This is a genomic window from Dyadobacter sp. CY345, assembly GCF_021502725.1.
Lineage (GTDB): Bacteria > Bacteroidota > Bacteroidia > Cytophagales > Spirosomataceae > Dyadobacter.
This window is the reverse complement of sequence record NZ_JAKFFS010000008.1, coordinates 164,731-189,765: the sequence shown is the minus strand read 5'-3', so window position 1 is coordinate 189,765 and position 25,035 is coordinate 164,731. Positions and strand designations below refer to the sequence as shown.

The 25,035-nt window shown below is 41.9% G+C and carries 22 protein-coding genes; 16 read left to right on the top strand and 6 right to left on the bottom strand.

Features of this window, described 5'->3' with window-relative positions:
* Nucleotides 1-17 precede the first annotated feature (17 nt).
* Entirely contained in the window at nucleotides 18-176 is a 159-nt protein-coding gene (locus L0657_RS27560) for a hypothetical protein (RefSeq protein WP_235154090.1), read from the bottom strand.
* 181 nt (nucleotides 177-357) lie between these two features.
* A complete protein-coding gene (locus L0657_RS27555; RefSeq protein WP_235154089.1) occupies nucleotides 358-1,392 on the bottom strand; it encodes a LacI family DNA-binding transcriptional regulator in 1,035 nt (344 codons plus the stop codon).
* A 126-nt stretch (nucleotides 1,393-1,518) separates the two neighbouring features.
* Here L0657_RS27555 and iolB point away from each other — a divergent pair, with 126 nt between their 5' ends.
* From iolB to iolE, 8 genes are all read left to right on the top strand, one after another.
* Nucleotides 1,519-2,388 carry a 5-deoxy-glucuronate isomerase gene (gene iolB / locus L0657_RS27550; RefSeq protein WP_235154088.1) on the top strand — a complete coding sequence of 290 codons (870 nt, stop codon included), beginning with the start codon at nucleotides 1,519-1,521 and terminating at the stop codon, nucleotides 2,386-2,388.
* Nucleotides 2,389-2,446: 58 nt separating this feature from the next.
* Nucleotides 2,447-3,454 carry a 5-dehydro-2-deoxygluconokinase gene (gene iolC, locus L0657_RS27545; protein WP_235154087.1) on the top strand — a complete coding sequence of 336 codons (1,008 nt, stop codon included), beginning with the start codon at nucleotides 2,447-2,449 and terminating at the stop codon, nucleotides 3,452-3,454.
* A 155-nt stretch (nucleotides 3,455-3,609) separates the two neighbouring features.
* Nucleotides 3,610-5,076, top strand: coding sequence for a CoA-acylating methylmalonate-semialdehyde dehydrogenase (locus L0657_RS27540; RefSeq protein ID WP_235154086.1), 1,467 nt, complete (start codon nucleotides 3,610-3,612; stop codon nucleotides 5,074-5,076).
* Nucleotides 5,077-5,219: 143 nt separating this feature from the next.
* Nucleotides 5,220-6,248 carry an inositol 2-dehydrogenase gene (iolG, locus tag L0657_RS27535; RefSeq protein WP_235154085.1) on the top strand — a complete coding sequence of 343 codons (1,029 nt, stop codon included), beginning with the start codon at nucleotides 5,220-5,222 and terminating at the stop codon, nucleotides 6,246-6,248.
* Between the two features lie 25 nt (nucleotides 6,249-6,273).
* Nucleotides 6,274-7,884: a sodium/sugar symporter gene (locus L0657_RS27530; RefSeq protein ID WP_235154084.1), complete on the top strand. Its 1,611-nt coding sequence runs from the start codon at nucleotides 6,274-6,276 to the stop codon at nucleotides 7,882-7,884.
* A gap of 44 nt (nucleotides 7,885-7,928) precedes the next feature.
* On the top strand, nucleotides 7,929-8,870 hold the full coding sequence (locus L0657_RS27525; protein ID WP_235154083.1) for a class II fructose-bisphosphate aldolase: 942 nt from the start codon (nucleotides 7,929-7,931) through the stop codon (nucleotides 8,868-8,870).
* Nucleotides 8,871-9,149: 279 nt separating this feature from the next.
* Entirely contained in the window at nucleotides 9,150-11,015 is a 1,866-nt protein-coding gene (iolD, locus tag L0657_RS27520; protein WP_235154082.1) for a 3D-(3,5/4)-trihydroxycyclohexane-1,2-dione acylhydrolase (decyclizing), read from the top strand.
* Nucleotides 11,016-11,102: 87 nt separating this feature from the next.
* Nucleotides 11,103-12,005: a myo-inosose-2 dehydratase gene (gene iolE / locus L0657_RS27515; RefSeq protein WP_235154081.1), complete on the top strand. Its 903-nt coding sequence runs from the start codon at nucleotides 11,103-11,105 to the stop codon at nucleotides 12,003-12,005.
* A gap of 64 nt (nucleotides 12,006-12,069) precedes the next feature.
* Here iolE and purL read toward each other — a convergent pair whose 3' ends face one another.
* Nucleotides 12,070-15,735 (bottom strand): phosphoribosylformylglycinamidine synthase, encoded by a 3,666-nt coding sequence (purL, locus tag L0657_RS27510; RefSeq protein ID WP_235154080.1) that lies wholly within the window; start codon nucleotides 15,733-15,735, stop codon nucleotides 12,070-12,072.
* Between the two features lie 422 nt (nucleotides 15,736-16,157).
* Here purL and L0657_RS27505 point away from each other — a divergent pair, with 422 nt between their 5' ends.
* The gene (locus tag L0657_RS27505) at nucleotides 16,158-17,183 is read left to right on the top strand and encodes an LLM class flavin-dependent oxidoreductase (RefSeq protein ID WP_235154079.1); all 1,026 of its coding nucleotides are present in this window, start codon (nucleotides 16,158-16,160) and stop codon (nucleotides 17,181-17,183) included.
* Between the two features lie 244 nt (nucleotides 17,184-17,427).
* Here the strand turns inward: L0657_RS27505 and L0657_RS27500 are convergent, their stop codons facing one another.
* On the bottom strand, nucleotides 17,428-18,222 hold the full coding sequence (locus L0657_RS27500; RefSeq protein ID WP_235154078.1) for a hypothetical protein: 795 nt from the start codon (nucleotides 18,220-18,222) through the stop codon (nucleotides 17,428-17,430).
* A gap of 361 nt (nucleotides 18,223-18,583) precedes the next feature.
* On the opposite strand from L0657_RS27500, the gene L0657_RS27495 reads away from it, so the two are divergent.
* The 6 genes from L0657_RS27495 (at nucleotide 18,584) to L0657_RS27470 (ending at nucleotide 22,892) form a co-directional block, all read left to right on the top strand.
* On the top strand, nucleotides 18,584-19,276 hold the full coding sequence (locus tag L0657_RS27495) for a hypothetical protein (RefSeq protein WP_235154077.1): 693 nt from the start codon (nucleotides 18,584-18,586) through the stop codon (nucleotides 19,274-19,276).
* Nucleotides 19,277-19,392: 116 nt separating this feature from the next.
* Complete coding sequence (locus L0657_RS27490; protein ID WP_235154076.1) at nucleotides 19,393-20,043, top strand: hypothetical protein; 651 nt, start codon at nucleotides 19,393-19,395, stop codon at nucleotides 20,041-20,043.
* Entirely contained in the window at nucleotides 20,022-20,816 is a 795-nt protein-coding gene (locus tag L0657_RS27485; protein ID WP_235154075.1) for a sensor histidine kinase, read from the top strand. Before L0657_RS27490 ends, L0657_RS27485 begins: the two co-directional genes overlap by 22 nt.
* Nucleotides 20,817-20,834: 18 nt before the next feature.
* Nucleotides 20,835-21,503 carry a response regulator transcription factor gene (locus tag L0657_RS27480; RefSeq protein ID WP_235154074.1) on the top strand — a complete coding sequence of 223 codons (669 nt, stop codon included), beginning with the start codon at nucleotides 20,835-20,837 and terminating at the stop codon, nucleotides 21,501-21,503.
* 56 nt (nucleotides 21,504-21,559) lie between these two features.
* The gene (locus L0657_RS27475; RefSeq protein ID WP_235154073.1) at nucleotides 21,560-21,913 is read left to right on the top strand and encodes a cupin domain-containing protein; all 354 of its coding nucleotides are present in this window, start codon (nucleotides 21,560-21,562) and stop codon (nucleotides 21,911-21,913) included.
* Nucleotides 21,914-22,361: 448 nt separating this feature from the next.
* A complete protein-coding gene (locus L0657_RS27470) occupies nucleotides 22,362-22,892 on the top strand; it encodes a DUF892 family protein (protein WP_235154072.1) in 531 nt (176 codons plus the stop codon).
* A gap of 66 nt (nucleotides 22,893-22,958) precedes the next feature.
* Here L0657_RS27470 and L0657_RS27465 read toward each other — a convergent pair whose 3' ends face one another.
* Nucleotides 22,959-23,249, bottom strand: coding sequence for a putative quinol monooxygenase (locus L0657_RS27465; RefSeq protein ID WP_235154071.1), 291 nt, complete (start codon nucleotides 23,247-23,249; stop codon nucleotides 22,959-22,961).
* The gene (locus L0657_RS27460; RefSeq protein WP_235154070.1) at nucleotides 23,221-23,859 is read right to left on the bottom strand and encodes an NAD(P)H-dependent oxidoreductase; all 639 of its coding nucleotides are present in this window, start codon (nucleotides 23,857-23,859) and stop codon (nucleotides 23,221-23,223) included. Before L0657_RS27460 ends, L0657_RS27465 begins: the two co-directional genes overlap by 29 nt.
* 218 nt (nucleotides 23,860-24,077) lie before the next feature.
* Here L0657_RS27460 and L0657_RS27455 point away from each other — a divergent pair, with 218 nt between their 5' ends.
* Nucleotides 24,078-24,956, top strand: coding sequence for a cation diffusion facilitator family transporter (locus L0657_RS27455; RefSeq protein WP_235154069.1), 879 nt, complete (start codon nucleotides 24,078-24,080; stop codon nucleotides 24,954-24,956).
* The last annotated feature ends 79 nt before the right edge of the window (nucleotides 24,957-25,035 follow it).

Here is a 25,035-nt window from a genome sequence, read left to right as displayed (position 1 = left end):
ATATCAAAGCAATATGGTTACTTATTTTCTTCCTTTTCCATTATTTCGATAAGTGTCGTTAATAGATTTATCTGATCAAGTATCTTATCTATTTCTTTTTGAGACATCCATTCTGATCTATCTCTTAACAACTGTCTTAATGCAGCACGACGCATTCTAATAGTAAATAGATTCATATCTTAAAGTGTGCGTTTTTATAAATGTATTGATTGTTTTGTTGCAAAACAAGCGTTAAAAAAGGTTGTATTCGATAATACTATAATAATTGGTAGTTGAGGATGACGTCTAGCTGAGTTGCCTACATCCCAAGGAATTGTAAAAAGCCATTTGCTTGTATACCATTGATAAATAACACTATTACGAAATCCTCAGCGAAGACTCCCGAATAATCAACTCCGTAGGCAACACAATATTCTCATGCACAAAGTCCCCTGAACCATTCAACTGATTTAAAAACAAACGGGAAGCTTCCATACCGATCTTTCTGCCGGGGCGGTGAACGGTGGTAAGTGATGGATAGGTGTAAGCGGAAATTGGAGAATTGTCAAAACCAACGATACCAACATCACCCGGGATTTTTAGACCGCGATCCAAAATAACCCGCATCGCTCCTATCGCTACCTGGTCGTTGACACCAAATATCGCGTCCGGCGGAGAATCCAGATCCAGCAATCTTTTTGTGGGCACAATCGCGCTTTCAACCTTGAAGTTGGTATTGATGATCAATTCTTCACGTATCGGAATATCATATTTTTTTAAACAATCCCGATACCCTTTGAACCGCTGTTCAGAAACTGTCAGTCCGTTGGGTCCTTTCAGATGCGCAATGTTTTTATAACCGATGGTTAACAAATGTTCAACAGCGGCAAATGCCCCATGGTAATCGTCTACCGTCGCCCGGCTGGTTTCAAAATCTTCATATTCCCGGTCGATAAAAATCAAAGGGGTTTTTCTTTGAATTACACTTTCCAGATGTTCGTAATACCCTGCGTCATAGGTTTCCTGAGAAACGGAAAGGAAAATCCCTTCAGTACGGTTGGACAGCAGTTTTGACAAATATTCTTTTTCCAGCAGATAATTTTCGTTTGTCACACAAATATTCAAAGTATATCCCAAGGGCTGCAAAATGGTGTGAAGTCCCTCTATTACAGCGGTTTCGTAGTAATTCCCTATCGTTGGTACCACCACACCCAGCGTCGCCGTTTTCTTATTCAACAAGCTCAAAGACACTTCGTTACGCTGATAACCTACCTCTTTTGCGTATTCCTGGATATTCTTTCTGGTGTCTTCATTGATGGCCGGATGATCATTGAGCGCCCTGGATACTGTCGACGGAGAACAACGGAAGCGGCGGGCAATGTCTTTGATAGTAACCGGACGAGAGGAATTCATGAGTAGGATAATTACAATTAAATATTTAAAATTTTTTCAAACGTTTGCATACATTATTAACATATTTACACTTTGTATTTAATTTATACCACGCTATCATTGTGCAAATGTAACAGAAAAGCAACAATGAGCGACCTACTGGTAAAACCAAAAACGGATCAAAAAACGTATCATTCGCTGACAAGCGAACAAGCCGGCTGGACTTATTTAAACTTCGAAGCCAAGGTTCTTGACCTGAACGAACAATATACACTGAACACGGGAGATTACGAATATTGCATCGCGTTATTGGGTGGTAATTTTAAAGTTGAGACGGCGGAGGGGACATTGGAAACAGGCAACGGACGAAAAGACGTTTTCAGCGGAATCGGTCACGCGATGTATTTATCAAGAAATACTGAATTCACGTTAACTGCTCAAACCGACAAAACGGATATTGCGATTTGCTGGGTTGCAACCGATGAAGATCATCCGCCTTACATGAAACGTCCGGAAGAAGCAGCCATTGAATACCGAGGCGGCGACAATGCCAACCGCCAGATCAACAGCTTATTACAACCAGGATTTGATTGCCATAAAATTGTCTGCGTGGAGGTATATACGCCGTCGGGAAACTGGTCGTCTTTTCCTGCCCACAAACATGACGAACGAAAAGTAGCTGCGGACGGGACGTTGATCGAGGCAAATCTGGAAGAAATTTATTTCTACAAAATCGACAAACCGCAGGGATATGCCATTCAGCAGGTTTATACAGACGACCGTTCGCTGGATGAAATTGTGCGTGTGCATCACAATGAAGCGGTTTTAGTGCCTAAGGGATATCATCCGGTAGCGGCGGCGCATGGCTACAATGTTTACTATCTGAATTTTCTGGCGGGCAGCGATCAGTCGCTGGCCAATACTTCCGACCCAGATCATGACTGGATTTATAATTCCTGGAAAGGTCAGGATCCAAGGCTTCCGATTGTCACTTTGGAAATGAACAATGCAAAATAATTTCGTCGGAAAGACGAATTAAATCTGGTATCAAGCAACCTGGCTAACATTTTCTTCCATGCCTAAACACGATCTTTTAACCATCGGGCGCTCTTCCATTGACCTGTATTCTGCAAATATTGGAAGTCCGTTTGAAAAAATAAGTGCCTTCAACGCGTTTGTAGGCGGCTGTCCGCTGAACATCGCAACCGGCGCACAACGACTTGGCCTGAACACTGCAATCCTGACCGGAATCGGAAATGATCAGGTAGGAAATTTCATCAAACATTTTTTAGATGAAGAGGGAATTGCAACTGAATACATACCAACGATTGAAGGAACAAGAAGTTCAGCAGTAATCTTAGGCATTGAACCACCGGACAAATTCCCCTTGGTTTATTACCGGGAAAACTGCGCCGATATCAATCTGACCATCGACCATGTGAACGCAATTCCATTCGAAGAATTCAAAGCCGTCGCATTTTCTGGAACTGCATTCAGCAAAGATCCAAGCCGCACTTCCATGTTTTACGCCTTGGAGGTAGCAAAAAAGCATAAGCTGAAAACACTTTTAGATATCGATTTCCGTGCCGATCAATGGGACGATCCCCGCGCTTTTGGGGTGACACTTCGGGCAGCTTTGAGCAGTTTTACCATGGTAGTTGGCACAGAGGAAGAAATTCTGGCAACTTATCTGACAGACAAAGAACAGCTTTTGATCAAACACCAGCAGATTTCAGCGCCTGAAATCCGTGGCAACATCAATACCGCTATCGAAGAAATTCTTAAATCCGGCGTTGAAACCCTGGTTGTGAAACGCGGAAAGGAAGGCGCTTCAATTTTCCAACCTGGAAAAGAAGAAGTAAAAGTGCCTGGTTTTCCGGTGGAAGTTTTAAACGTATTAGGTGCCGGAGACGCATTCTGCGCCGGTTTTTCTTACGGAATTCTGAATGGATGGGATTTATATAAAAGTGTAAGAATGGGAAACGCCTGCGGCGCGATCATCGTAACAAGAGAAGGCTGCGCCAACTTCATGCCAACATATGCTGAGGTAACTGAGTTCGTAGAAAGCCGAGGCGGTTTTTAGGTTACACAGAGAACCACAGAGGTAAAAGGAGAGCCATAGAGGTTTTATTTTGTTAAGCACAGAGTTAAAAGAAAAAACTCCGTGTCCCTCTTTTTAACTCAGTGAACCTCTGTGTAACCTACCAAACATAACCAGATTTTAATTAAAATATCATAATGGAGAAATTACAGAATTATATTAATGGCTGCTGGGTGGATAGTCATTCCAGTGAATTTACCAATGTTGTGAATCCGGCTTCGCAGGAAATATTGATGCAGGTTCCGACCGGGAATGCGCAGGATGTGGCGGATGCGGCGCAGGCTGCCCACGAAGGATTTCAGGAATGGAGAAGCACGCCGGTTTCGAAACGCGTGCAGTACCTTTTCAAATTAAAAACCTTGCTGGAAGATAACCTAGACGATATCGCTAAAACGATTACGCTTGAATCCGGAAAAACTTTTCTGGAAGCCAAAGCGGAAATGGTTCGGGCGATTGAAAATGTTGAAAATGCCTGCGGAATGCCGGCTTTGATGCAGGGCGAATTTTCCGAAGATATTGCCAAAGGAATTGATGAATACATGATCCGGCAGCCGCTTGGCCCTTGTGCCTGTATCGCGCCATTCAACTTTCCGGGGATGATTACGTTCTGGTTTTTGCCTTATGCACTGGCTTGCGGAAACAGCTATATCATCAAACCATCGGAAAAAGTACCGTTGACGATGACTAAAATTGTCGCTTTAATGGAAAGACTGGATCTGCCGAAAGGAGTCCTAAATCTTGTTCAGGGTGGTCGTGAAGTCGTGGATGCACTTTTGGAACATCCGGTTATCAAAGGAATCAGTTTTGTTGGTTCTTCCAATGTTGCCAAATACGTTTATTCCAAAGGCGCAGCGCATGGAAAACGTGTCCAGGCACAAGGTGGAGCAAAAAATCCGGTCATCGTATTACCGGATGCGGATATTGACATGACCACCCAGATCGTGATCGACAGCGTTTACGGATGCGCCGGTCAGCGTTGCCTTGCCGCTTCAACGATTATTACCGTTGGTGAACATAAGGATATCACAGAAAGTCTTGTTGAGTCTGCGAAAAATCGTAAGACTGGTTTCGGACTTGAAAGTGACGTTCAAATGGGTCCGGTAATTACTGCCGAAAGTAAAAACCGAGTCCATCACTTAATCGACAAAGGACTAAGCGAGGGCGGTAGATTATTGGTTGATGGCCGTAATGCAAAAGTACCAGGTTTTGAAAACGGTAATTTTATCGAACCAACCATAATTGAAGACATTCCATTGGACGGCGAATTGGCTGCCACTGAAATTTTCGGTCCGGTACTAAGTCTTGTCCATATCAATACGATTGAAGAAGCGATTCGATTTATCAATTCTGGTCGCTATGGAAACATGGCGTGCATTTTCACAAGCAGCGGACTGAACGCCAGAAAATTCCGTCACGAGGCGGAAGCAGGAAATATTGGTATCAATATCGGTGTAGCTGCCCCTGTCGCTCAATTCCCATTCTCTGGCTGGAAAGACAGTTTCTACGGCGATTTGCATGGACAGGGAAATCATGCGGTTGAGTTTTTCACCCAAACAAAAGTGGTGATAGAGCGGTGGTTGAAAGAGTGGAACAGGAAATTCTGATTTGGCTTTCGGCTGTCGGCGATCGGCAGTCGGCTTGTCCTGAAAAATTGAGATTGACACCATAACGATTAAATTAAAAAACTAACTGAGCTCGGTTTGGCAAAAAGCTTTCGGCTAATGGCTAGCCGCTAAAACCCAAAAATATGTCAAAGAAACTAAAAATTGGAGTGATTGGATTGGGGCGTATCGGGCAGATACACCTCAGCAATCTGCTGCATCACATTCCTGGTGCGGAAGTAATTATCGCGTCGGATCTTTCGCCGGAGTCGCATGCTTTTGCTAAAAATTTGGGTTTGGAGGAAGTGACGACGGATGCTTACGATGTCATTAATCATCCGGATGTGGAAGCCGTTATTATTTGCTCCCCTACTCCTTTTCACGTTCCGTACACCGTTGCTGCTGCAAACCAGAAAAAACACATATTCTGTGAAAAACCACTGGACGTAACTTTGGACGCGATTTATGCTGCACAAAAAGCGGTTAGTAAAAATGGTGTAAAATTGATGCTCGGGTTCAACCGTCGTTTTGATGCTAATTTTACGAACGTGCGAAATATCGTAGCAGATGATAAAATCGGAGATCCGCAAATTCTTCGTATTACCAGTCGCGATCCAGGACCGCCGCCTATTGAATATTTAAAAACATCAGGCGGCATTTTCCTGGATATGTCCATCCACGACTTTGACATGGCGCGTTACATTGTCGGCTCCGAAGTAACGGAAGTTTTTGTAAAAGGCGATGCCTTGATCAACCCGGAAATCAAAGAATTTGGCGATATTGATACGGCAGTTATTGTGCTGACTTTTGAAAACGGGGCACTTGGCGTGATTGATAACAGCAGAAAAGCAGTTTACGGATATGACCAACGACTGGAAATTTTCGGATCAAAAGGAATGGCCAAAGCGGAGAATAATACTGCTGATAATCTGGTACATTTCGATAGTGACGGCGGCCATATCTCACTGCCACTGCATTTTTTCCTTGAAAGATATGAAACGGCCTATCGTGTTTGTCTGAAATCATTCGTTAATTGTGTGCTCAATGACACGCCTTCCCCTGTTGACGCGCATGATGGGTTAATGGCCACGGCGATTGGTATCGCAGCGATGAAATCCTTGCAGGAAGGAAGACCGGTGAAGTTGGAAGAAGTTATCAGTCACACATTGGTATAAGAAAAATATACCCTAAACCAACCTCATGAAACAAGGCCTGCAACTACTTGATTACGTCGTATTTTTCATTTATTTCATTGCTGTTTCCTCCTACGGTTTCTGGATCTACAAAAAGAAATCCAGCAAGGAAACCAGTTCTACTGATTACTTTTTGGCAGAAGGTTCGCTGACGTTCTGGGCAATCGGAGCATCTCTAATCGCGTCAAATATTTCAGCCGAGCATTTTATCGGTATGTCTGGTTCCGGATTCGCAATTGGTTTGGCCATAGCATCTTACGAATGGATGGCAGCAGCAACACTGGTTGTCGTCGCGGTATTTTTTGTGCCCATTTATCTGAAAAATAAGATCTATACCATGCCGCAGTTTTTACGGCAGCGGTATAATCCGGTAGTGGCAACCACCATGGCGGTGTTCTGGCTTCTTTTATATGTGTTTGTCAATCTGACTTCAATTCTGTATCTCGGCGCACTTGCGCTGGAAGTTACAGCCGGTATTGACTTTACCTGGGCAATTGCAGCACTGGCGGTTTTTGCCATCATCATTACCGTTGGCGGAATGAAAGTGATTGGTTATACGGATGTAGTTCAGGTCGTTGTGCTCATTGCAGGAGGATTGGTAACTACTTACCTTGCTATGGATCTTGTGGCGAAACAGTTTGGAAACCCTAATATTTTCAGTGCATTTGGTACGCTGAAAGCACAGGCCGAGCCGCATTTTCACATGATCCTGAAAAAAGATAACCCTTATTACAAAGATCTGCCAGGTTTGTCAGTGATCATCGGGGCGATGTGGATCAATAACCTGAATTATTTTGGGTGTAATCAATACATCATCCAGCGAACTTTGGGCGCAAGTCTTCCAACAGCCAGAAAGGGGCTTTTATTTGCTGCGGGTCTGAAACTGATCATTCCAATTATTGTTGTAATTCCTGGAATTGCAGCTTATGTACTTTTCCAAAACGGCATGTTTCAGACCGAAATGCTGGATGTAAACGGTGTAGTAAAACCGGATCATGCGTATCCTGTGTTGCTTGACCTTCTTCCATCGGGTTTGAAAGGAATGGCTTTTGCAGCATTAACGGCTGCAATTGTCGCTTCTCTGGCTGGAAAAGCGAATAGTATTTCTACGATTTTTACGCTCGATATTTACCGAGAATATATTAAACCGGACGCATCGGAAAAACATCTGATCCGTGTAGGCCGTTATGCCATCTGGACCTCTATGGGTATTGCTGCATTGATTGCTCCTCAACTCCGAGTTTTAGAGCAAGCCTATCAGTTCATTCAGGAGTATTCAAGTTTTATCACACCCGGTGTTTTCGCGATTTTCTTCCTTGGTTTTTTCTGGAAAAGAACAACTGGAAATGCGGCTCTGGTTGCAGCACTTTTAACCATACCACTTTCAACAGCTTTCAAATTCTGGTATGAAGAAATTCCTTTTTTGAACCGTATGGGAATTATATTTTTAATTCTCGTGGCTGTAATTATTGTGTTAACACTACTAGATCCAAAAAGCAAAAACAACCCAAAAGGACTTGAAATTGACCGCTCGATGTTCAAAGTAAGCACAGGCTTTATGATCACTTCAATCCTGATTTTTGGTATTCTTGGTGCATTGTATACTGTTTTCTGGTAAGATATAGAACCAGATAAATCTGTGCAATTGATTAATAGATTATTATGCTTTTAACGACCAAACAACTTTTTGATCAATGCTATGGCCGCTACGCAATTCCTGCGGTAAACGTATTTTTCATGGAGGAAATACATGGATTATTTGCCGCAGCACAGGAAGCTGATGCGCCGTTCATCGTGCAGACGACTCCCTTTGCAAGAGATTATGCCAAAGCGGATATGTTGCTTTCCATGATCCAGTCAGCCGCAAGATTATATCCGCAAACGGTTTTTGCAGTTCATGTTGATCATGGGGTTGAAGAACATATCTGGGATGCCATCGGAAGTGGTGGATACAGTTCGGTAATGATTGACGCGTCACATGACGATTTTGATAAAAATGTAGCCAGAACACGGGCTGTTGTTGAAAGAGCACACGCCAATGGAATGAGTGTTGAAGCTGAGCTGGGCGTTTTGGCTGGTGTCGAAGATGATTTGACGATCGATGCTGAACATTCGTCGTATACCAATCCGCAGCAGGTGGTGGATTTTGTCAATGCGACCGGTTGTGACAGTCTGGCGATTGCCGTTGGAACCAGTCATGGTGCCTATAAATTTTCCGGCGGACAAGGTTTGCAGTTTCACATTCTGGAAGAAATTCAACAACGTTTGCCCGGATTTCCATTGGTATTACATGGTGGTTCCAATGTAAGTTCAGAGGTTGTTGCGCGGATCAATGCAGCCGGAGGAAATCTTAAAACGGATGCAAAAGGTGTCCAGGAAGAAGAGATTTTGAAGGCAATTCCACTGGGAATTTGTAAAATCAACATTGCGACCGATACCCGCTTATTATGGACAATGGTGAACCGTGAATTTTTCCGTGATCATCCCCATGAGTTTGCACCGACAACGCCGGGAAAGATTTTCATGGAAGAATATAAGCGTTTTATGTTACAGAAATTTGAATTGTTTGGGTGTGCTAGAAAGGCGGATGAGTTTTTATATTAGTTTGATTTAAAGATTGACATAGAGAATTATTGATAGAATTTATTACGGTGCGCTGCACCTCATAGATCGAACGAAAGATCGTGCATTCTACAAATATTGTGGTGCTCTGCACCTAATTACTAACGGTGCAGAGCACCACAATACTTGTAGAAAAGCGTCTCCGTCTCAATCATCAAAAGGTGCAGCGCACCGTAATTTTTGTTTATTCAAACAATAAAAAAACAAAATTTCCCCAAACCCGACACTTCTTAAAAATCATCAAAAATATTCCCTTAAACCATGACCAGAAGATTAACCGTAGCCCAGGCTACTATAACATTTCTAAAAAATCAATACATCGAACGCGATGGTATTGAAGAACCATATTTCGGTGGATGTTTCGGAATATTCGGTCATGGTAACGTGGCCGGATTAGGACAGGCCCTACAACAAAATCCGGACTTCCGATATTATCAGTGCCGGAATGAACAATCCATGGTGCATACCGCCGTGGCTTATGCCAAGATCAAAAACCGCCTTGGCGCTTTTGTTTGTACCACTTCCATTGGCCCCGGAGCTACAAACATGATCACAGGCGCCGCTTTGGCGACGATTAATCGTTTGCCAGTTTTGTTATTACCGGGTGATATTTTTTCAACCCGCGAGCCAAATCCGGTTTTGCAGCAATTGGAAAGTGCGTCCACACAGGATATTTCTGTGAATGATTGTTTCAAACCGGTATCCAAATATTGGGACAGAATTAACCGTCCGGAGCAGCTGATTTATTCTTTGCCCGAGGTTATGCGCGTGCTGACTTCGCAGGCAGAAATGGGCGCCGTAACCCTTTCCATGCCTCAGGATGTGCAGACACATGCGTATGATTTTCCGGAAGATCTGTTCAGGAAAAGAGTATGGCACGTAGGTCGTCCGCGACCGGATCTTCCAACTTTGCAAAAAGCAGCGGAATGGATTCGTGCTTCTAAAAAACCGGTAGTTGTTGCCGGAGGTGGGGCAATTTACAGTGGTGCAGACGGAATTCTGCATGATTTTGCCACAAAAACCGGTATTCCTGTTGGTGAAACTTTTGCAGGAAAAGGTGCAGTTAAATTTGATGAGCCTTACAGTATCGGAGGGCTTGGTGCAACCGGGACCAAATATGCAATTGAAATTTCCAATGAAGCGGATGTCGTGATCGGTATCGGGACACGTTACAGCGATTTCACAACTGCTTCGAAATCAATATTTAAAAACCCGGACGTTAAATTTATCAATATTAATATCAGCGAATTTGATGCTTTCAAACACGCTGCATTACCGGTTATCGGTGATGCAAAAGTGATTCTGGAAGAACTTTCAGATTTGCTTGGAGACTTCGAAGTTGATGCCGATTACCGCAAGAAAATCTCTGATTATAACCAAGCCTGGGACGAAGAAGTTACCCAGATTTATATGGAAGGAAACAGCTCCGTCCCTCCTATCGATCAGGCAATTGTCATTGGTACGTTAAACAACTTTATGGATCGCCGTGACGTGATGATCAACGCATCCGGAAGTGCGCCGGGCGATCTGCATAAATTATGGCGCGCCACAGATCCTAAAAACTTCCATCTGGAATACGGTTTCTCCTGCATGGGTTATGAAATCGCAGCTGGTTTAGGCGCAAAAATGGCGGACCCAACGCGGGAGGTTTATGTGATTTGTGGAGATGGTGGTTATCTGATGAATAATCATGAAATCGTGACCTCCATTCAGGAAGGTGTGAAATTCACGATTTTACTTTTGAATAATAATGGATATGCGAGTATCGGTGGCCTTTCAGAAAGTATCGGAAGCGAGCGTTTTGGTACGATGTATAACTATCGTGATGAAAATTCCGGACTATTATCTGGTGATTTTCTTCCTGTTGATCTGGCGAAAAATGCGGAAAGTCTGGGTGCTATCGTGATTAAAGCAACGGACAGAACTTCTATTGAAGCAGCATTGGAACAATCCAAAATCAATACCAGGACTACGGTGATTTATATTGAGACTTCATTGTACCGCACCGTCAAGGGCTACAATGCCTGGTGGGAAGTTCCGATCGCGGAAGTTTCAGAATCTGCGTCTGTTCAGAAAGCTTACGATACTTATGTCGAGAACAAAAAAACGCAGCGAATTTTTCTGTAACAGGATTTTCAAAGTATGTTTTCTGCCACGAATACACGAATTTTCACAAATCAGCTTGAATGAATTAACTTCCATAATCTGACTAAAATGAATTTTAAAAATATAAAATTAGGAGTCGCTCCTATCAACTGGACGAACGACGATATGCCCGAACTTGGAGGCGAAAATACGTTTGAACAATGTATCAGCGAGATGGCTCTGGCAGGATTTACCGGCTGCGAAGTTGGAAATAAATTCCCACGCGATACAGAAGTACTAAAAAAAGCACTAAATCTGCGCGGGCTACAAATCTGCAATCAGTGGAACAGCTACGAACTGACTACAAAATCTTTGGAAGAAAATATCAAAAACTTCACAGCACTGCTGGATTTTCTGGAAACTATGGGAGCGAAAGTCATTGGTGGCGGAGAAGTTGGAAACAGCTGTCAGGGAGAAATGACAGTACCTGTTTTTGAAGGAAAAGGAATGCTTAATACCGATGCGGAATGGATATCTTTCACTAATGGTTTAAATGAATTGGGCAAAATTGCCCGTTCGAGAGGAATGAAACTTGCGTTTCACCACCACATGGGAACCTGCGTTCAAAGCATTGCAGAAACAGATCGGCTGATGGCTGAAACGGATCCTGAAAATGTCTACCTCAACTACGACTGCGGTCACTTTTATTTTGCTGGCGAGGATCCGGTCGAAGCTTTGAAAAAATACATCGGAAGAACAGCTCATATCCATTTAAAAGATATCAGGCCAAATGTTTTGCAGCGTGTTCATGATGAAAAACTAAGTTTTTTGACAGCAGTGAAACAGGGCGTCTTCACAGTTCCGGGTGATTCCGAAGGCTGTATTGATTTTCCATCTTTGTTTGATGTGATAAAAGAAAGTGATTATCGAGGCTGGATTGTTTTGGAAGCTGAGCAGGATCCTGCGGTTGCAAATCCATTGGAATACGCACAGATCGCACGTAAGTTTTTCAAAAATCTAACAGGTATATAACTTCGTTAAAAGCAAAGAAGGCTGTCTTTCGACAGCCTTCTTTGCTTTATTAATCGATACTCGATTATTTCCCCGAACCTTCAATCCACTTTCTTGCGTTCACAAAAGCTTCGATCCATGGAGAAACTTCGTCGTTTCTTCCCGCCGGATAATTCGCCCAGTGCCACTGGAACAGTGAGCGCTCAATATGTGGCATCATCACCAAATGTCTTCCCGAATTGTCACACATCATCGCCGTGTTAAAGTCAGACCCATTTGGATTGGCAGGATAAGTTTCGTAAGCATATTTTGAAACGATCTCATATTTGTCCTCAGCATAAGGCAGCTGGAACTTACCTTCTCCATGTGAAATCCATACACCTAATGTACTTCCTGCCAACGTAGAAAGCATCACCGATTTATTTTCCTGAATTGTCAGCGAAGTAAATCCACTTTCGTGTTTTTTACTTTCGTTATGCAGCATTTTCGGTTTTTCCTCGTGGTCCGGATTGATCAGACCAAGTTCAATAAACAACTGGCATCCGTTACAGATACCAACCGATAAAGTATCTTCTCGCTTGAAAAAGTTTTCAAGCGAAAGTTTTGCTCTCTCATTATACAAAAATGCACCAGCCCAGCCTTTCGCAGAACCCAAAACATCAGAATTCGAAAATCCTCCAACGGCTCCGATGAACTGGATATCTTCAAGCGTTTCGCGGCCTGAGATCAAATCCGTCATGTGAACATCTTTCACATCAAAACCTGCAAGGTACATTGCATTGGCAAGTTCTCTTTCTGAATTACTTCCCTTTTCACGAAGAACCGCTGCTTTCAGCCTCGGTTTTGATTCGTCAATAACCGGCTTTTTCCCGTCAAACTGAGCAGGAAAATTATATTGAAGAACATGGTTTTTATAATTGTCAAAACGCTCTGTCGCCTTCACATCTCCGCTCTGTTTTTTATCCAGAAGATATGAAGTTTTAAACCAGACATCACGAAGGTGATCGATATCAAAATCCCAGTTACCAGACGCATCCTTAACCGATACTTTTGAAGAAGAAGTAACGGTACCAATTTTATGGCAAACAACACCATTCGCTTCTAAAACTGCCTCAGCTGATTCATCAGCCTGGAAAACAATGCTTATATTTTCAGCGAAAAGTTTTTCTATAATATCCTGTTCGCCAAGAGAAGAAAGATCAATATCAGCTCCAAGATCACGATCTGCGAAACAAAGTTCCAGAAGCGTAGTGATTAAACCACCACTTCCTACATCATGACCAGCTTGAATTTTACCCGCTTTAATCAGTTCTTGAAGTGTGTTAAAAGTATTTTTAAATCCATCAGCATCCAGAACATCCGGTGTTTCAGTTCCTATTTTGCCAAGAATTTGCGCAAAAGACGAACCTCCAAGTTTGTAGGTATCGCCCGACAGATTAATATAATAAATTGAACCGCCATCCTTTTGAAGAACTGGTTCCACAACCGCTCTGATATCATCGCAATGCCCGGCTGCAGAAATGATCACAGTACCAGGTGCGATTACTTCCGCATCCTTATACTTCTGTTTCATCGAAAGCGAATCTTTACCGGTTGGGATATTAATCCCTAAGCTGATTGCAAAGGCAGAGCAAGCTTCCACAGCGCGGTATAAACGAGCGTCTTCACCAGCATTTTTACAAGCCCACATCCAGTTTGCCGATAGCGAAACGCTAGCCAGACCATCCTGAAGCGGTGCCCAAACAATATTTGATAATGATTCAGCGATTGCATTTCTGCTTCCTGCCGCAGGATCAATCAGCGCTGAAAGTGGCGCATGACCAATTGAAGTCGCGATTCCATCTTTTCCCTGAAAATCAAGTGCCATGACACCTACATTGTTCAGCGGTAACTGTAATGGACCTGCGCATTGCTGTTTCGCAACACGGCCGCCCACGCAACGGTCAACTTTGTTGGTCAGCCAGTCTTTACTCGCAACAGCTTCCAGTTGAAGTACCTGTTCGAGATACTCTGCAAGCCTGGACGTTTCGTAAACTACCGGTGCATATTTTCTTTCGACAGTCTTATCGTGCATGACAACTTTTGGAGAACTTCCAAACATATCATCCATTTCGAGATCCATCGGTTTCGCTCCCGTTGTTGCGGATTCAAAGGTAAAACGGTGATCAGAAGTTACTTCTCCCACGGTATACATAGGAGCCCTTTCGCGGTCAGCAATTCTTTGCAGTGTATCAATATTTTCTTTGCTGATCACAAGACCCATACGTTCCTGCGACTCATTTCCAATAATTTCCTTGGCTGAAAGCGTTGGATCTCCTACCGGTAATTTATCTAGATCGATTTTCCCTCCCGTTTCTTCAACAAGTTCAGAAAGACAGTTTAAATGCCCCCCTGCGCCGTGATCATGGATTGAGACAATTGTATTATTGTCGCTTTCCACCATTCCGCGAACGGCATTGGCAACTCTTTTCTGCATTTCAGGATTTGAACGCTGAATTGCATTTAATGTAATCCCTGAACCGAAAGCACCGGTATCTGCTGATGAAACCGCAGCACCGCCCATTCCGATTCTATAATTTTCGCCGCCTAAAACGACGATCTTATCTTCAACTTCCGGTTTTTCTTTTTTTGCCTGATCCGACTTTCCATACCCGATACCACCGGCCTGCATGATCACTTTATCGAAACCGAGTAACCTTGCATCTTCTTCGTGCTCGAACGTGAGCAATGAACCAGTTATAAGCGGCTGACCAAATTTATTTCCAAAATCAGAAGCTCCGTTGGAAGCTTTGATCAGAATATCCATCGGTGTCTGGTATAACCATTTTCTTTCCTGAACACCTTGCTCCCATGGACGATTTTCTTCCAGACGAGAGAACGATGTCATATACACAGCCGTTCCCGCCAATGGAAGGGAGCCCTGTCCGCCGGCAAGCCTGTCTCTGATTTCTCCTCCGGAACCTGTTGCTGCACCGTTAAAAGGTTCAACTGTGGTAGGGAAATTATGCGTTTCGGCTTTCAATGAAATAACCGAATCGAAGTCTTTTATTTCGTAGTAATCAGGTACATCCGCACGTTTCGGAGCAAATTGTTGCACACGCGGCCCTTTTACAAACGCAACATTATCTTTATAAGCGGATACGATTCCGTTTGGGTTTGTCTCCGAAGTTCTGCGGATCAGTTTGAATAAAGAAGTTGGCTGTTCTTCGCCATCGATGACGAATGTACCATTAAATATTTTGTGACGGCAATGTTCTGAGTTTACCTGAGAAAAACCGAATACCTCAGAATCTGTCAGTTTACGGCCCAGTTTATCCGATAACTTATTAAGATAATCAACTTCTTCCTCACTAAGCGACAGTCCCTCCTGCTGGTTATACGCGGCAACATCACTGATCTCAATAATGGATTCAGGCTGAAGACTGATCAGATAAATATCCTGATTCAGTTCAGCATATTTCTGCGACAACATCGGGTCAAAACTGTTAAAATCAGCAGATACCGGGGTAAACTCTTCAATCCTGACGATACCCTGAATATCCATATTCTGCGTAATTTCTACGGCATTGGTACTCCACGGCGTGATCATCGCAGCACGCGGACCTACATAAAAATCAGTCAGGACAGTTTCAGTCAGAAGTTTTGCACCGCCAAATAGCCAGCTCAATTTAGAAATATCCGGCTCGGTGAGAGTTCGCTCTATCTGTAAAGCAAAAACGGTATTGTGGTCGTTGGAAAAGAAATAAATCATGGTATGTTATTATGGCGCAAAGTTACTTTGAAAATTTCGCGATGTCCATACGTAGCGTAAAATAGTTCGGATAAAAATAAAAACCTGAAACAGGCCGATTGGTTCCCTCTACCAGCTTGGATATCCAAAACTACAAAAATTGGCATGCAGTTGGTACTTTTTGACATGCACGCCGAAAATACAGCAAAGTTAAAAAGCTTTAACAACAGGCTGTTTTCGGGTAAATTCAAACCCAAGAATAGTCGAAAGTGTACCGAATAAAATTTGGTCAATAATTTTTGAACGATTATTCAACTATCCTTAACTTTTTGTTGTTAATAGTACTTGTTGCATGAATCCGATTAATTAAAATTTCGGTGATATGTATCTATTATTTTAAAATTCAAACATCCGAACAGGATGTTCATTGACAAATATTTGATATGAATATAAAAGATTCTAAACCTGTTGCCTATTCCGTACTTGATCTGGCCACAGTCATTGAGGGAAAAACGCCCGCAGATACTTTTAAAACGAGTCTTGAACTTGCCCGGGAAGCTGAAAAACTTGGTTATACCCGCTACTGGCTGGCAGAACATCACAACATGATCAGCGTTGCCAGCTCTGCAACCTCTGTTTTGATTGGCTACATTGCCGGAGGCACTTCAACAATCCGGGTTGGCTCCGGTGGTATTATGCTGCCAAACCATTCGCCACTTGTGGTTGCTGAACAATTCGGAACACTCGCTTCTTTATACCCAAACCGGATTGACCTCGGTTTGGGACGGGCTCCGGGCACCGATCAGGTAACTGCAAGAGCGATCAGAGGCGAAAATTTCAATGCAGTTCATAATTTCCCGAGTGATATTCAGGCACTCCAAAATTTCTTTTCAGCAGATAATCATATGAGTAAGATCCGGGCAATTCCTGGTGAGGGACTTGACATCCCGATCTGGATTCTCGGTTCAAGCACAGACAGCGCACGAGTAGCTGCCGCGATGGGCCTGCCTTACGCCTTTGCCAGCCATTTTGCACCGGCCTATTTTCTTGAAGCCATTGAGCTTTACAGGAAAAATTTCCGTCCATCTCAATATCTGGATAAGCCTTATGTGATGGCATGTGTAAATGTTGTGGCCGCAGATACAGACGCCGAAGCTGATTTCTTGTCTACTTCCGTGTTGCAGTTTTTCCTTGGCGTCGTGAGCGGGAAGCGAAAATTGTTGCAGCCGCCGGTTGAAAACATGGACGAGATATGGGGAATTCAGGAAGAACATGCGGTTGGACAAATGCTTGCTTACTCTTTCATTGGAGGTCCTGAAAAATTGAAACAAAGAATTAAGACATTCTTGCAAAAAACGCAGGTTGATGAAATTATGGCAACGTCGCACATTTTTGACCATGGTGCGCGTATCAAATCCTATCAGCTGTTTTCTCAGATTGTACAGGAATTAAGTGCGGTTGAAGTTTAACAAAACATTGTTCCCAAAAACGGTGCGTTTGATCGTACTGTTTTTGAGAACAAATAATTTTCAGACACAGTACCTTTACTTTTTAAAACATAAAACCATCCCTCCGCAATGCGGTGAGATGGTAAGTCTAATACCCCGTAGCCGAACAACTAACCCCGCGTTAGTTGCAAGACCGGACTTTTTTAAGGTGTGAGGAAGGCATAGTTCTTGGTTTGGCTGGGTTAAATAATTATCTGAATGGAGATCAGTACCAATAATGAACCTGATTCTCCGAAAAAGTATTAAATGAATCTGCCTCTATTTGCAGCTTTTTCCAGCAGGTAATTGCCGTATTTATATCTAAGTTTTGTAGAAAACACATCGTAATTTCAGGCTTTACATCCAGGATTCGCTGCATCGTATCTGCCAAAGAAAACCAATCCGCCGTCGACTTCGTAACAGCTGAATCTACTTTCAAAATAGTTTCCCCCAGAGGTTCCCAGTATATCCCTAATCGGCTGGTATACCGAGCAATCCTGATATCAACCTCCTGATTAACATATAAAAAATCCAAAATATTTACACCGACAGAAGAAACGATTTTGCTCAATGCAGACGTTGACTGAGTCAGATTATCAAACTGCAAACAAGTCAGATGCCTGACGCTATCAGGAACTTTATCCGAAGATTTGTCAAGTTGACTTATGGCCATCAATAACTCTTGAAAGCCATAAACTGCGTTTCCGGCATATAAACTGACTGCGGCCGACAAGTCGATCAAGCTTTCGAAAGTTTGGTCTTGCCAAAGTTTGCTCACAGTTATAAGAACCGGGAATTCCGGAATATATTCTGAAAGATACTGAGCAACTTCGGCTCCGGCAGCGGCCTCGCCCACCCGTTTATTGATAGCAGTCCAATCATGCTCCGGTACGGTAAATAATCTACCTAGTGACTGGCTGATTAGGGAGGTCATAAGCTGGCTCGTCATAAGCTTCCCGTGAATGAATGTCGAACCCGGCATCCCGTCGAAAGACCTTTCAAATACATGCAGTTTCGACATCTGATTATTTCCGTTAAGTCGTGTTTGAGCGTATGCCCGATAATTGAAATTTCATACTTCAAATAGTTAAGGTTTATAAAAACGTTGAGCTTTTCTTTTTTCATTACAAAGTACATCCTTAAAAAACTGGCCTGAAAGCCGTAAAACACGTGTTTTATAAACCAAGTGTTTTACGGGGGGTAAGCCGATCATAACCAAAAACAATTACACATTTTTTGTGAAGTATAGAATTTGCTCTACATTGCCCTGTGAATTATACTAACCGTTTCACTTCGCGCGACTCTCCGGTGATTCTAACAGCGTTTTTTTACTTTTCCATTATTAACTTCCAGTAAAGAAATCCTATCAATCCTTTACTATCATGAACTATAACCCATTAACGACTCACCTGATCTCGCAACAAACTTTCGAAACCTGGTCTTACGCCTGGCAACAACTGGAATTTAATACGAATCCGTTCGATTTTTTTAAAGAAGATGATGAATTAATCGTTAGCGTGTTGTTTGACAGCAAAAGCATGAGTTCATTATTATCTACAACCGGCGTAAGCACGATCAAAATACGGTTTGGTCTGAATGTTGAGAAAAATGATTTTGAGATTATTCTATTCGGTACAGATACTACCGGACAAATACTTACGCCATACTACATACCATTTAAGAAAAACTATACAGATTTATCCGCTGGACTTGGAGAGGAAGATGGAAAAGTTCCGTCTGAGCTGATCAGACAATGGAAAAACAATTGGTTGATCACGGCAGGAAAAGGCGCAGTTACCAATAACAATTTCATAACGCCTTACGGTTTTACAAGAGGATATAATTATTCGTTAAAGGAGTTTATACAGACGCTTTTTACATTTAATAAAGCCCCTAATATCAATGTGGTCTTCGTACTTCATGAATACTATGGCGTAAACTATCTGACGACAAAAGTGGTAACTTCTACATTTGGTGTTGTTCTTCAGGGTCAAAAATCGGATAATGATATCGGTCTTGGAGCCGACGACGAATCTTACTACGATCTGACTGCTCCCTGCCCGCGAACCTGCTAAGCAATACAGGCCCAAGAATTGTTTTCGCTGTAATAAAGTAGGTTTTTTAACAACCTGACTTATGATTTTCAGAGAAAACAGTCCAACTTTGCGACGAATTTTTTCTATAACCCGTCATGCCTTATTCGAGCGAACAACTTATCATTTTTTTTGCTTTTTTACCCGTTTTGCTCGCTGCTATTGTTGGAGCCGTTCGATTTAAAGAACTTGATCAAACGCTGAAAATCCTCACCTACCTGATCTTTTTTGCGCTCATTGTTGAATCTATTTCCCGGATATTATGGTTGTATAAAATCTCCAATTTATTTCTCTGGCCAGTTTATGTGACGGTTGAGTTCGGCTTTTTTATCTGGATATACAGCATTGAATTGAAAAACAATTTATTGTTGAAAACCAGGATCTGGCTGATCTTAATTTTCGCCGCCTATCTTACTTATAAAACATTACAGATTTCAAGCAGGATAAACCTTATCGATAACAGTGGCAGACTTGTTGAAAGCGTGTGTCTGATCGTACTTATTTTGTCATATTATTATAAAATATACATAGAGCAGCCAACGAAGAACTTGTGGTCAATCCCCATGTTTTGTGTGTCTACCGGATTGCTTATATTTTTTGCAGGAAACTTTTTCATCTTCCTTTTTATAAACTTCATTTTGCAATATTCACAGAAGCTTAACTACCAGATCTGGCTGATTCACGCCTTTCTAAATTGTGTTTTATATTTGATTTATTCATTTGTTTTATGGAGACGCCAGGAGAACTAGAATTTACACAGCTGCTATACGGCGGACTTGCCTTCGTTCTTTTTCTATCCCTGGCAATAGTCCTTTTTATATTGCTCTATCAGAGAAAATTACATGCTCAGCTGCAAAAGATGCATGATCAGGAAATTGCATATCAGAAAGACCTGACCAGCTTGATCGTGAGGTCCCAGGAAAGTGAGCGCGACAGAATTTCGCGTGACCTTCATGATGAAATCGGCGTGTCATTATCTGCGGCAAAATTGTATATCAATCAGATACAATACGAAACGGCACCGACAGAAATGGTTCAGCTGGCTAGTGACGCCAGTGGAATTATTGGGAATATTGTCCAGGATATTCGGCAAATTGCACAGAATCTGTCTCCTTTAATCCTGGAAAATTTTGGGTTTTCACAAGCAATTCAAATGCTGCTCACACGGGTGCAGTCGGGCGGTATCCGTACGAGCTGCCAGATTGATTTCACCGCAAAAATCGACGAAGAAACAGAATTGGGTTTGTACCGAATCGTTCAGGAGGCAATAGGCAATGCTTTGAAACATGCAAATCCCAGCGTTATTGAAGTGGAAATTCGCCAGAATAATGGTCACATGATCTTATCTGTTTCCGATAACGGAGACGGTTTCGATTATCAAAAAACCGCTTCCGGGAAAACTCAATCCATGGGACTAAGCGGTATTAAAGCCCGGGCTGGTCTTTTGAATGGAAATCTTGAAATAATATCTTCTGCTCATTCCGGAACCAAATTATCACTCGAATTTCCGGTTAACTCCTAAATTAAAGCAAAGATTATCATGAGTACTCTAAAATTAGCCGTCGTCGATGATCATAAATTATTCCGTCAGGGTCTTATCCAGATCTTAAAAAAATTCAATCATTATGAAGTCATCTTTGAAGCTGCATCAGGAGAAGAGCTTCTTGAACAAGTCGCGCTTAACCAACCCGATATTGTTCTGCTGGATCTAAACATGAAAGGTATGAGCGGACAGGAGGCCAGCGTAATTCTGCGCAGCGAATTTCCGGCAATGAAGATCATCATTTTGTCTATGAATTATTCGCACGACTATATCCGGCAAATGATGAAAATTGGCGTTCATGGCTATTTGCCAAAAGATATCGATCAGAAAAAATTGATTGATGCCATCGACCAGGTTTATTTAAAGGGCCATTACATGGACGATGAAATCGCAGCCGTTCTCCGGGAAGCGCTACAAATAAACGAGCGACGAAATGCTAAGAAAAGTACCGTCATTGAATCCGAAAACATTGTCCTGACTGAACGCGAAATGGAGGTATTAAAGCTAATTTGCAAAGGATTTAATACCGGCCAAATCGCAGAAGAGCTTTTCATCAGTTATCGCACCGTAGAAGGCCACAGGAAAAACCTGTTGCTTAAAACCGGTGTCTCGAACTCTGTAAGTCTGGTTGTTTTTGCTGTAAAACATAACCTGATTGAAATGTAATTTTCAAGTTTGTATCTTTCAATTCAACATTTCAATTTATTAGAAGAACATATCCAATGAATGCTTACCGATTATTTAATACAGTTGAAGGCGATTCTGCTTTTGAAAAAGGAACAGTGCAAGATTTGTTGCAACTCGAAGCTGCTTATTTTTTCTTTCATGAGGATGCGCCGGAAAGGACAGAATTCGATTGGCATCCCGCTCCAAGACCTCAGTATGTCATCACACTTCGTGGCAAACTAGAATTTACCGTGACCGATGGGAGTACTTTCACTATCGAACCAGGTGATGTTTTAATTGCACAAGATGTTGCCGGCACCGGGCACAAGTGGAGAAGGCTTAGCGAGGAAAGTTGGGCCAGAATATACATTGTTTTGAAAGACGGGCAAGATGATGGTTTTGTATCCTGACAGAATAACTTCCGCACCATAAGTCAATTCTAAGCTCGCGTATTGAAGCTTTACATAACAGGTTTTAAACAAAATCTTGCGAAGTTCGTTCCCTAATTGTAGGAAAAGCGGTCAATCTTTTCAGAATAACATTTCCTAAAATTTGCAAGATTCGATAATAGCAATTGTCTATAAATGAGATGGTTTGGCAAGAAAATAAATTCATCCATTAATATTGATTCCGGCATATCTACATCTCAAAAATGTCAGATTACTCCTGATAGGTTTAATTCACTCTCATGAGTTGTCAATTCGTGAAAATGCTTTGGTTGGCACGCGGTTTATATATGCGCTTTTACCGAACAAACAGTTTAAAATTTTAAGATGTGTTTTATCCATTCGCGTTTTAAAATTTTGCCAGTTTGTTTATAACCAGCACTTATACAAACATTTGTTAACTAACCCAACGATGAAAACAGATTCTCCTCGGTCTGAATTTGACCAGCATTATGAAATTGCTAATAACCCGGAAACCTTTCATTTTTTTCTAAGCAACATTCAACACGTTTATTGGGCAGAAAATATTCAGTTGAAGACTTTCTCTAAGTGGGCATTATTGGTCAACTCGCAGGAACTAAGAAAATCGGTTTTAGACTATATGCTTGTTACTGCGGGACAGGTCCAGCACATTGAGCATATTTTTGAAATTCTTGCTCAGAAAACAAAAGGAAAAATTGATACCACTCTGAGTGATTTAATTCGTGATATTGAGATTATCACAGAAAATACAAAAACGGCTGCCTCAGCGGCTGATTCTGTTATTGTCAAAGCATTATGTGAAATAGCCTCTTATCAAATCGAAGTTTATGAGAAGTTGAACTCACTGGCAAAGAGGCTAAAACATTATAAAATCTCTGAGTTAATAGAGAAAACACTTAAAGAAGAACACGAAATTTTTCGATATTTTCAAAACTTCGGGACGAGATTAACTAACTCCTGATAACTTTAACTTTTCAAAATACAGATCCCTTTGTTAACTTAACAAAGGATCTGTATTTTGAAGTCATCAACCAATTTTCGAAGTCTTGTAAATCGAAATATTTCCCTCGATAAGGTCGGGCGCCAACGTAATGAAATCAGAAATATATGGACTGGCGTTATGAACGTCCAGCCCAGCCTGACTCTCCCATTCTTCATGAAAAATGAAAACATCAGGTTCTTCATTTGACTGATGTAAATCATATTGGATACAAGCCGCTTCTTTAGTCGAATTGGCTACCAGATTTAAAAGCTGGACTTTCAAATCCTCTGATTTCCCTGGTTTACTTTTAACAAACGCTGTCAGATAAATGCTCATGCGCTACGGGTTTATTGATAAAAATTTTTCGTAAATGATCTTTGTACCTTTTTAGATCGCCGGCAATAACTGCATTCTTTTCTACATCATGAAAATGAATTCCATCCACTGGCTTCATTCCTGTAAAAGCATTCATGCGATGGAAGCCAAAAAGTGGTCCCTCATCCACGCTCTTTTCATTAAAAAATTCACCCGGTAAAGTAAAAGCAGTTGCCGGCGCATTCCATGAAGTAGTAATCATATATCGACGTCCGTGCAATGTTCCGCCGGTTCCATAATTAATATGAGGGTTCGTTGATGAACGCCCGTCGCTGTTATAAATACCGGTCTGATGGCCTTCCGTAAAAACGACGTCTATGTATTTTTTCAATCCATTTGGAACCTGAAACCACCAGATCGGCGTGTGATATATGACAACATCTGCCCATACAAAATTTTCTACTTCTTTCTTTGGATCATACTTCTGATTGATATCCGTTGACCTAACTTTAAAGCCTGGATGTTCGTTAAAGAATTTAATCGTTTCGTCGAATATTGTTTTATTGAATCGTCCGCCAGAATGTCCAAAGATTTGGCCGCCATTGATGATAAATATTTTTTGAGTTTCCATTTTTCAGTATTGATAAATAATATGCGGCAAAGGTAATGCGGCAAGAACTATCAATAAAATAAGACAAATCATAGGTATCTATAATATTGATGATATGAAACACTAGAATGGATATAAGAAGTCGTTAGTAACTTACGTCAAATTAAGTTACTTTTACGCCCTTACAACGGATATTAGTTTTGTTGTAGAACTCTGTTTAAAGATGTTTTGTACCGAATATGGCCGAAGTGACAAATGAACAAAAGGCTATTAAAGCGACGTATTTCAGTATTATAGGAAATACTTGCTTAGCGATTATAAAAGGACTTGCAGGCTATTTCGGTAATTCCTATGCCCTTATAGCCGATGCGATTGAGTCAACCTCCGATATATTTTCTTCCTTTTTGGTGTTGTTTGGAATTAAATATTCAAACAGGCCAGCAGATGCGAATCACCCGTACGGTCACGGACGTGCAGAGCCTTTAATCACTTTTCTGGTTGTAGGTTTTCTGATAACGTCGGCGACTGTTATTGCATACGAAAGTGTTGAGAATATCAGAACGCCCCACGGCCTGCCAAAGCCATATACACTTATCATTTTGGCAGCGATTATTATATGGAAAGAAATTTCATACCGGCTCGTCATGCAGCGGAGCAGAGAAACCAACAGTTCTTCCTTAAAAGCAGACGCCTGGCATCACCGCAGTGATGCTATAACGTCTGTGGCTGCTTTTATTGGTATAACCATAGCGCTTGTAATGGGTGATGGGTATGAATCTGCTGACGACTGGGCTGCACTCTTTGCTTCCGGTTTTATACTTTACAACAGTTATCTGATTTTCAGACCGGCGTTAAGCGAAATCATGGATGAGAATTTGTACGATGATATGATCGAACAAATACGAAAGGTTTCAGCTAGTGTAGATGGAATTGTGGGAACTGAAAAATGTTTCATCAGAAAATCCGGTATGCGTTACCATGTTGATTTACACGCATTGGTAAGTGCCAGTATCTCTGTTAGGGAAGGACATTATTTATCCCACAAATTGCAGGATACTTTGAGAGAGGAAATTCCTGAACTTGGCAATGTGCTGATTCATATCGAGCCTGTTGAATAAAATTACGGTTTTAGAATGATAATAAAGATCCAATTGCCATAACTAGCGATTGGATTTTTTTATGTAAGCCGACTTCTTT

Excerpts from the sequence above, each read along its gene's own strand:
- L0657_RS27560 (WP_235154090.1), bottom strand. The coding sequence starts at position 176 with ATGAATCTATTTACTATTAGAATGCGTCGTGCTGCATTAAGACAGTTG.
- L0657_RS27555 (WP_235154089.1), bottom strand. The coding sequence starts at position 1,392 with ATGAATTCCTCTCGTCCGGTTACTATCAAAGACATTGCCCGCCGCTTC.
- iolB (WP_235154088.1), top strand. The coding sequence starts at position 1,519 with ATGAGCGACCTACTGGTAAAACCAAAAACGGATCAAAAAACGTATCAT.
- iolC (WP_235154087.1), top strand. The coding sequence starts at position 2,447 with ATGCCTAAACACGATCTTTTAACCATCGGGCGCTCTTCCATTGACCTG.
- L0657_RS27540 (WP_235154086.1), top strand. The coding sequence starts at position 3,610 with ATGGAGAAATTACAGAATTATATTAATGGCTGCTGGGTGGATAGTCAT.
- iolG (WP_235154085.1), top strand. The coding sequence starts at position 5,220 with ATGTCAAAGAAACTAAAAATTGGAGTGATTGGATTGGGGCGTATCGGG.
- L0657_RS27530 (WP_235154084.1), top strand. The coding sequence starts at position 6,274 with ATGAAACAAGGCCTGCAACTACTTGATTACGTCGTATTTTTCATTTAT.
- L0657_RS27525 (WP_235154083.1), top strand. The coding sequence starts at position 7,929 with ATGCTTTTAACGACCAAACAACTTTTTGATCAATGCTATGGCCGCTAC.
- iolD (WP_235154082.1), top strand. The coding sequence starts at position 9,150 with ATGACCAGAAGATTAACCGTAGCCCAGGCTACTATAACATTTCTAAAA.
- iolE (WP_235154081.1), top strand. The coding sequence starts at position 11,103 with ATGAATTTTAAAAATATAAAATTAGGAGTCGCTCCTATCAACTGGACG.
- purL (WP_235154080.1), bottom strand. The coding sequence starts at position 15,735 with ATGATTTATTTCTTTTCCAACGACCACAATACCGTTTTTGCTTTACAG.
- L0657_RS27505 (WP_235154079.1), top strand. The coding sequence starts at position 16,158 with ATGAATATAAAAGATTCTAAACCTGTTGCCTATTCCGTACTTGATCTG.
- L0657_RS27500 (WP_235154078.1), bottom strand. The coding sequence starts at position 18,222 with ATGTCGAAACTGCATGTATTTGAAAGGTCTTTCGACGGGATGCCGGGT.
- L0657_RS27495 (WP_235154077.1), top strand. The coding sequence starts at position 18,584 with ATGAACTATAACCCATTAACGACTCACCTGATCTCGCAACAAACTTTC.
- L0657_RS27490 (WP_235154076.1), top strand. The coding sequence starts at position 19,393 with ATGCCTTATTCGAGCGAACAACTTATCATTTTTTTTGCTTTTTTACCC.
- L0657_RS27485 (WP_235154075.1), top strand. The coding sequence starts at position 20,022 with ATGGAGACGCCAGGAGAACTAGAATTTACACAGCTGCTATACGGCGGA.
- L0657_RS27480 (WP_235154074.1), top strand. The coding sequence starts at position 20,835 with ATGAGTACTCTAAAATTAGCCGTCGTCGATGATCATAAATTATTCCGT.
- L0657_RS27475 (WP_235154073.1), top strand. The coding sequence starts at position 21,560 with ATGAATGCTTACCGATTATTTAATACAGTTGAAGGCGATTCTGCTTTT.
- L0657_RS27470 (WP_235154072.1), top strand. The coding sequence starts at position 22,362 with ATGAAAACAGATTCTCCTCGGTCTGAATTTGACCAGCATTATGAAATT.
- L0657_RS27465 (WP_235154071.1), bottom strand. The coding sequence starts at position 23,249 with ATGAGCATTTATCTGACAGCGTTTGTTAAAAGTAAACCAGGGAAATCA.
- L0657_RS27460 (WP_235154070.1), bottom strand. The coding sequence starts at position 23,859 with ATGGAAACTCAAAAAATATTTATCATCAATGGCGGCCAAATCTTTGGA.
- L0657_RS27455 (WP_235154069.1), top strand. The coding sequence starts at position 24,078 with ATGGCCGAAGTGACAAATGAACAAAAGGCTATTAAAGCGACGTATTTC.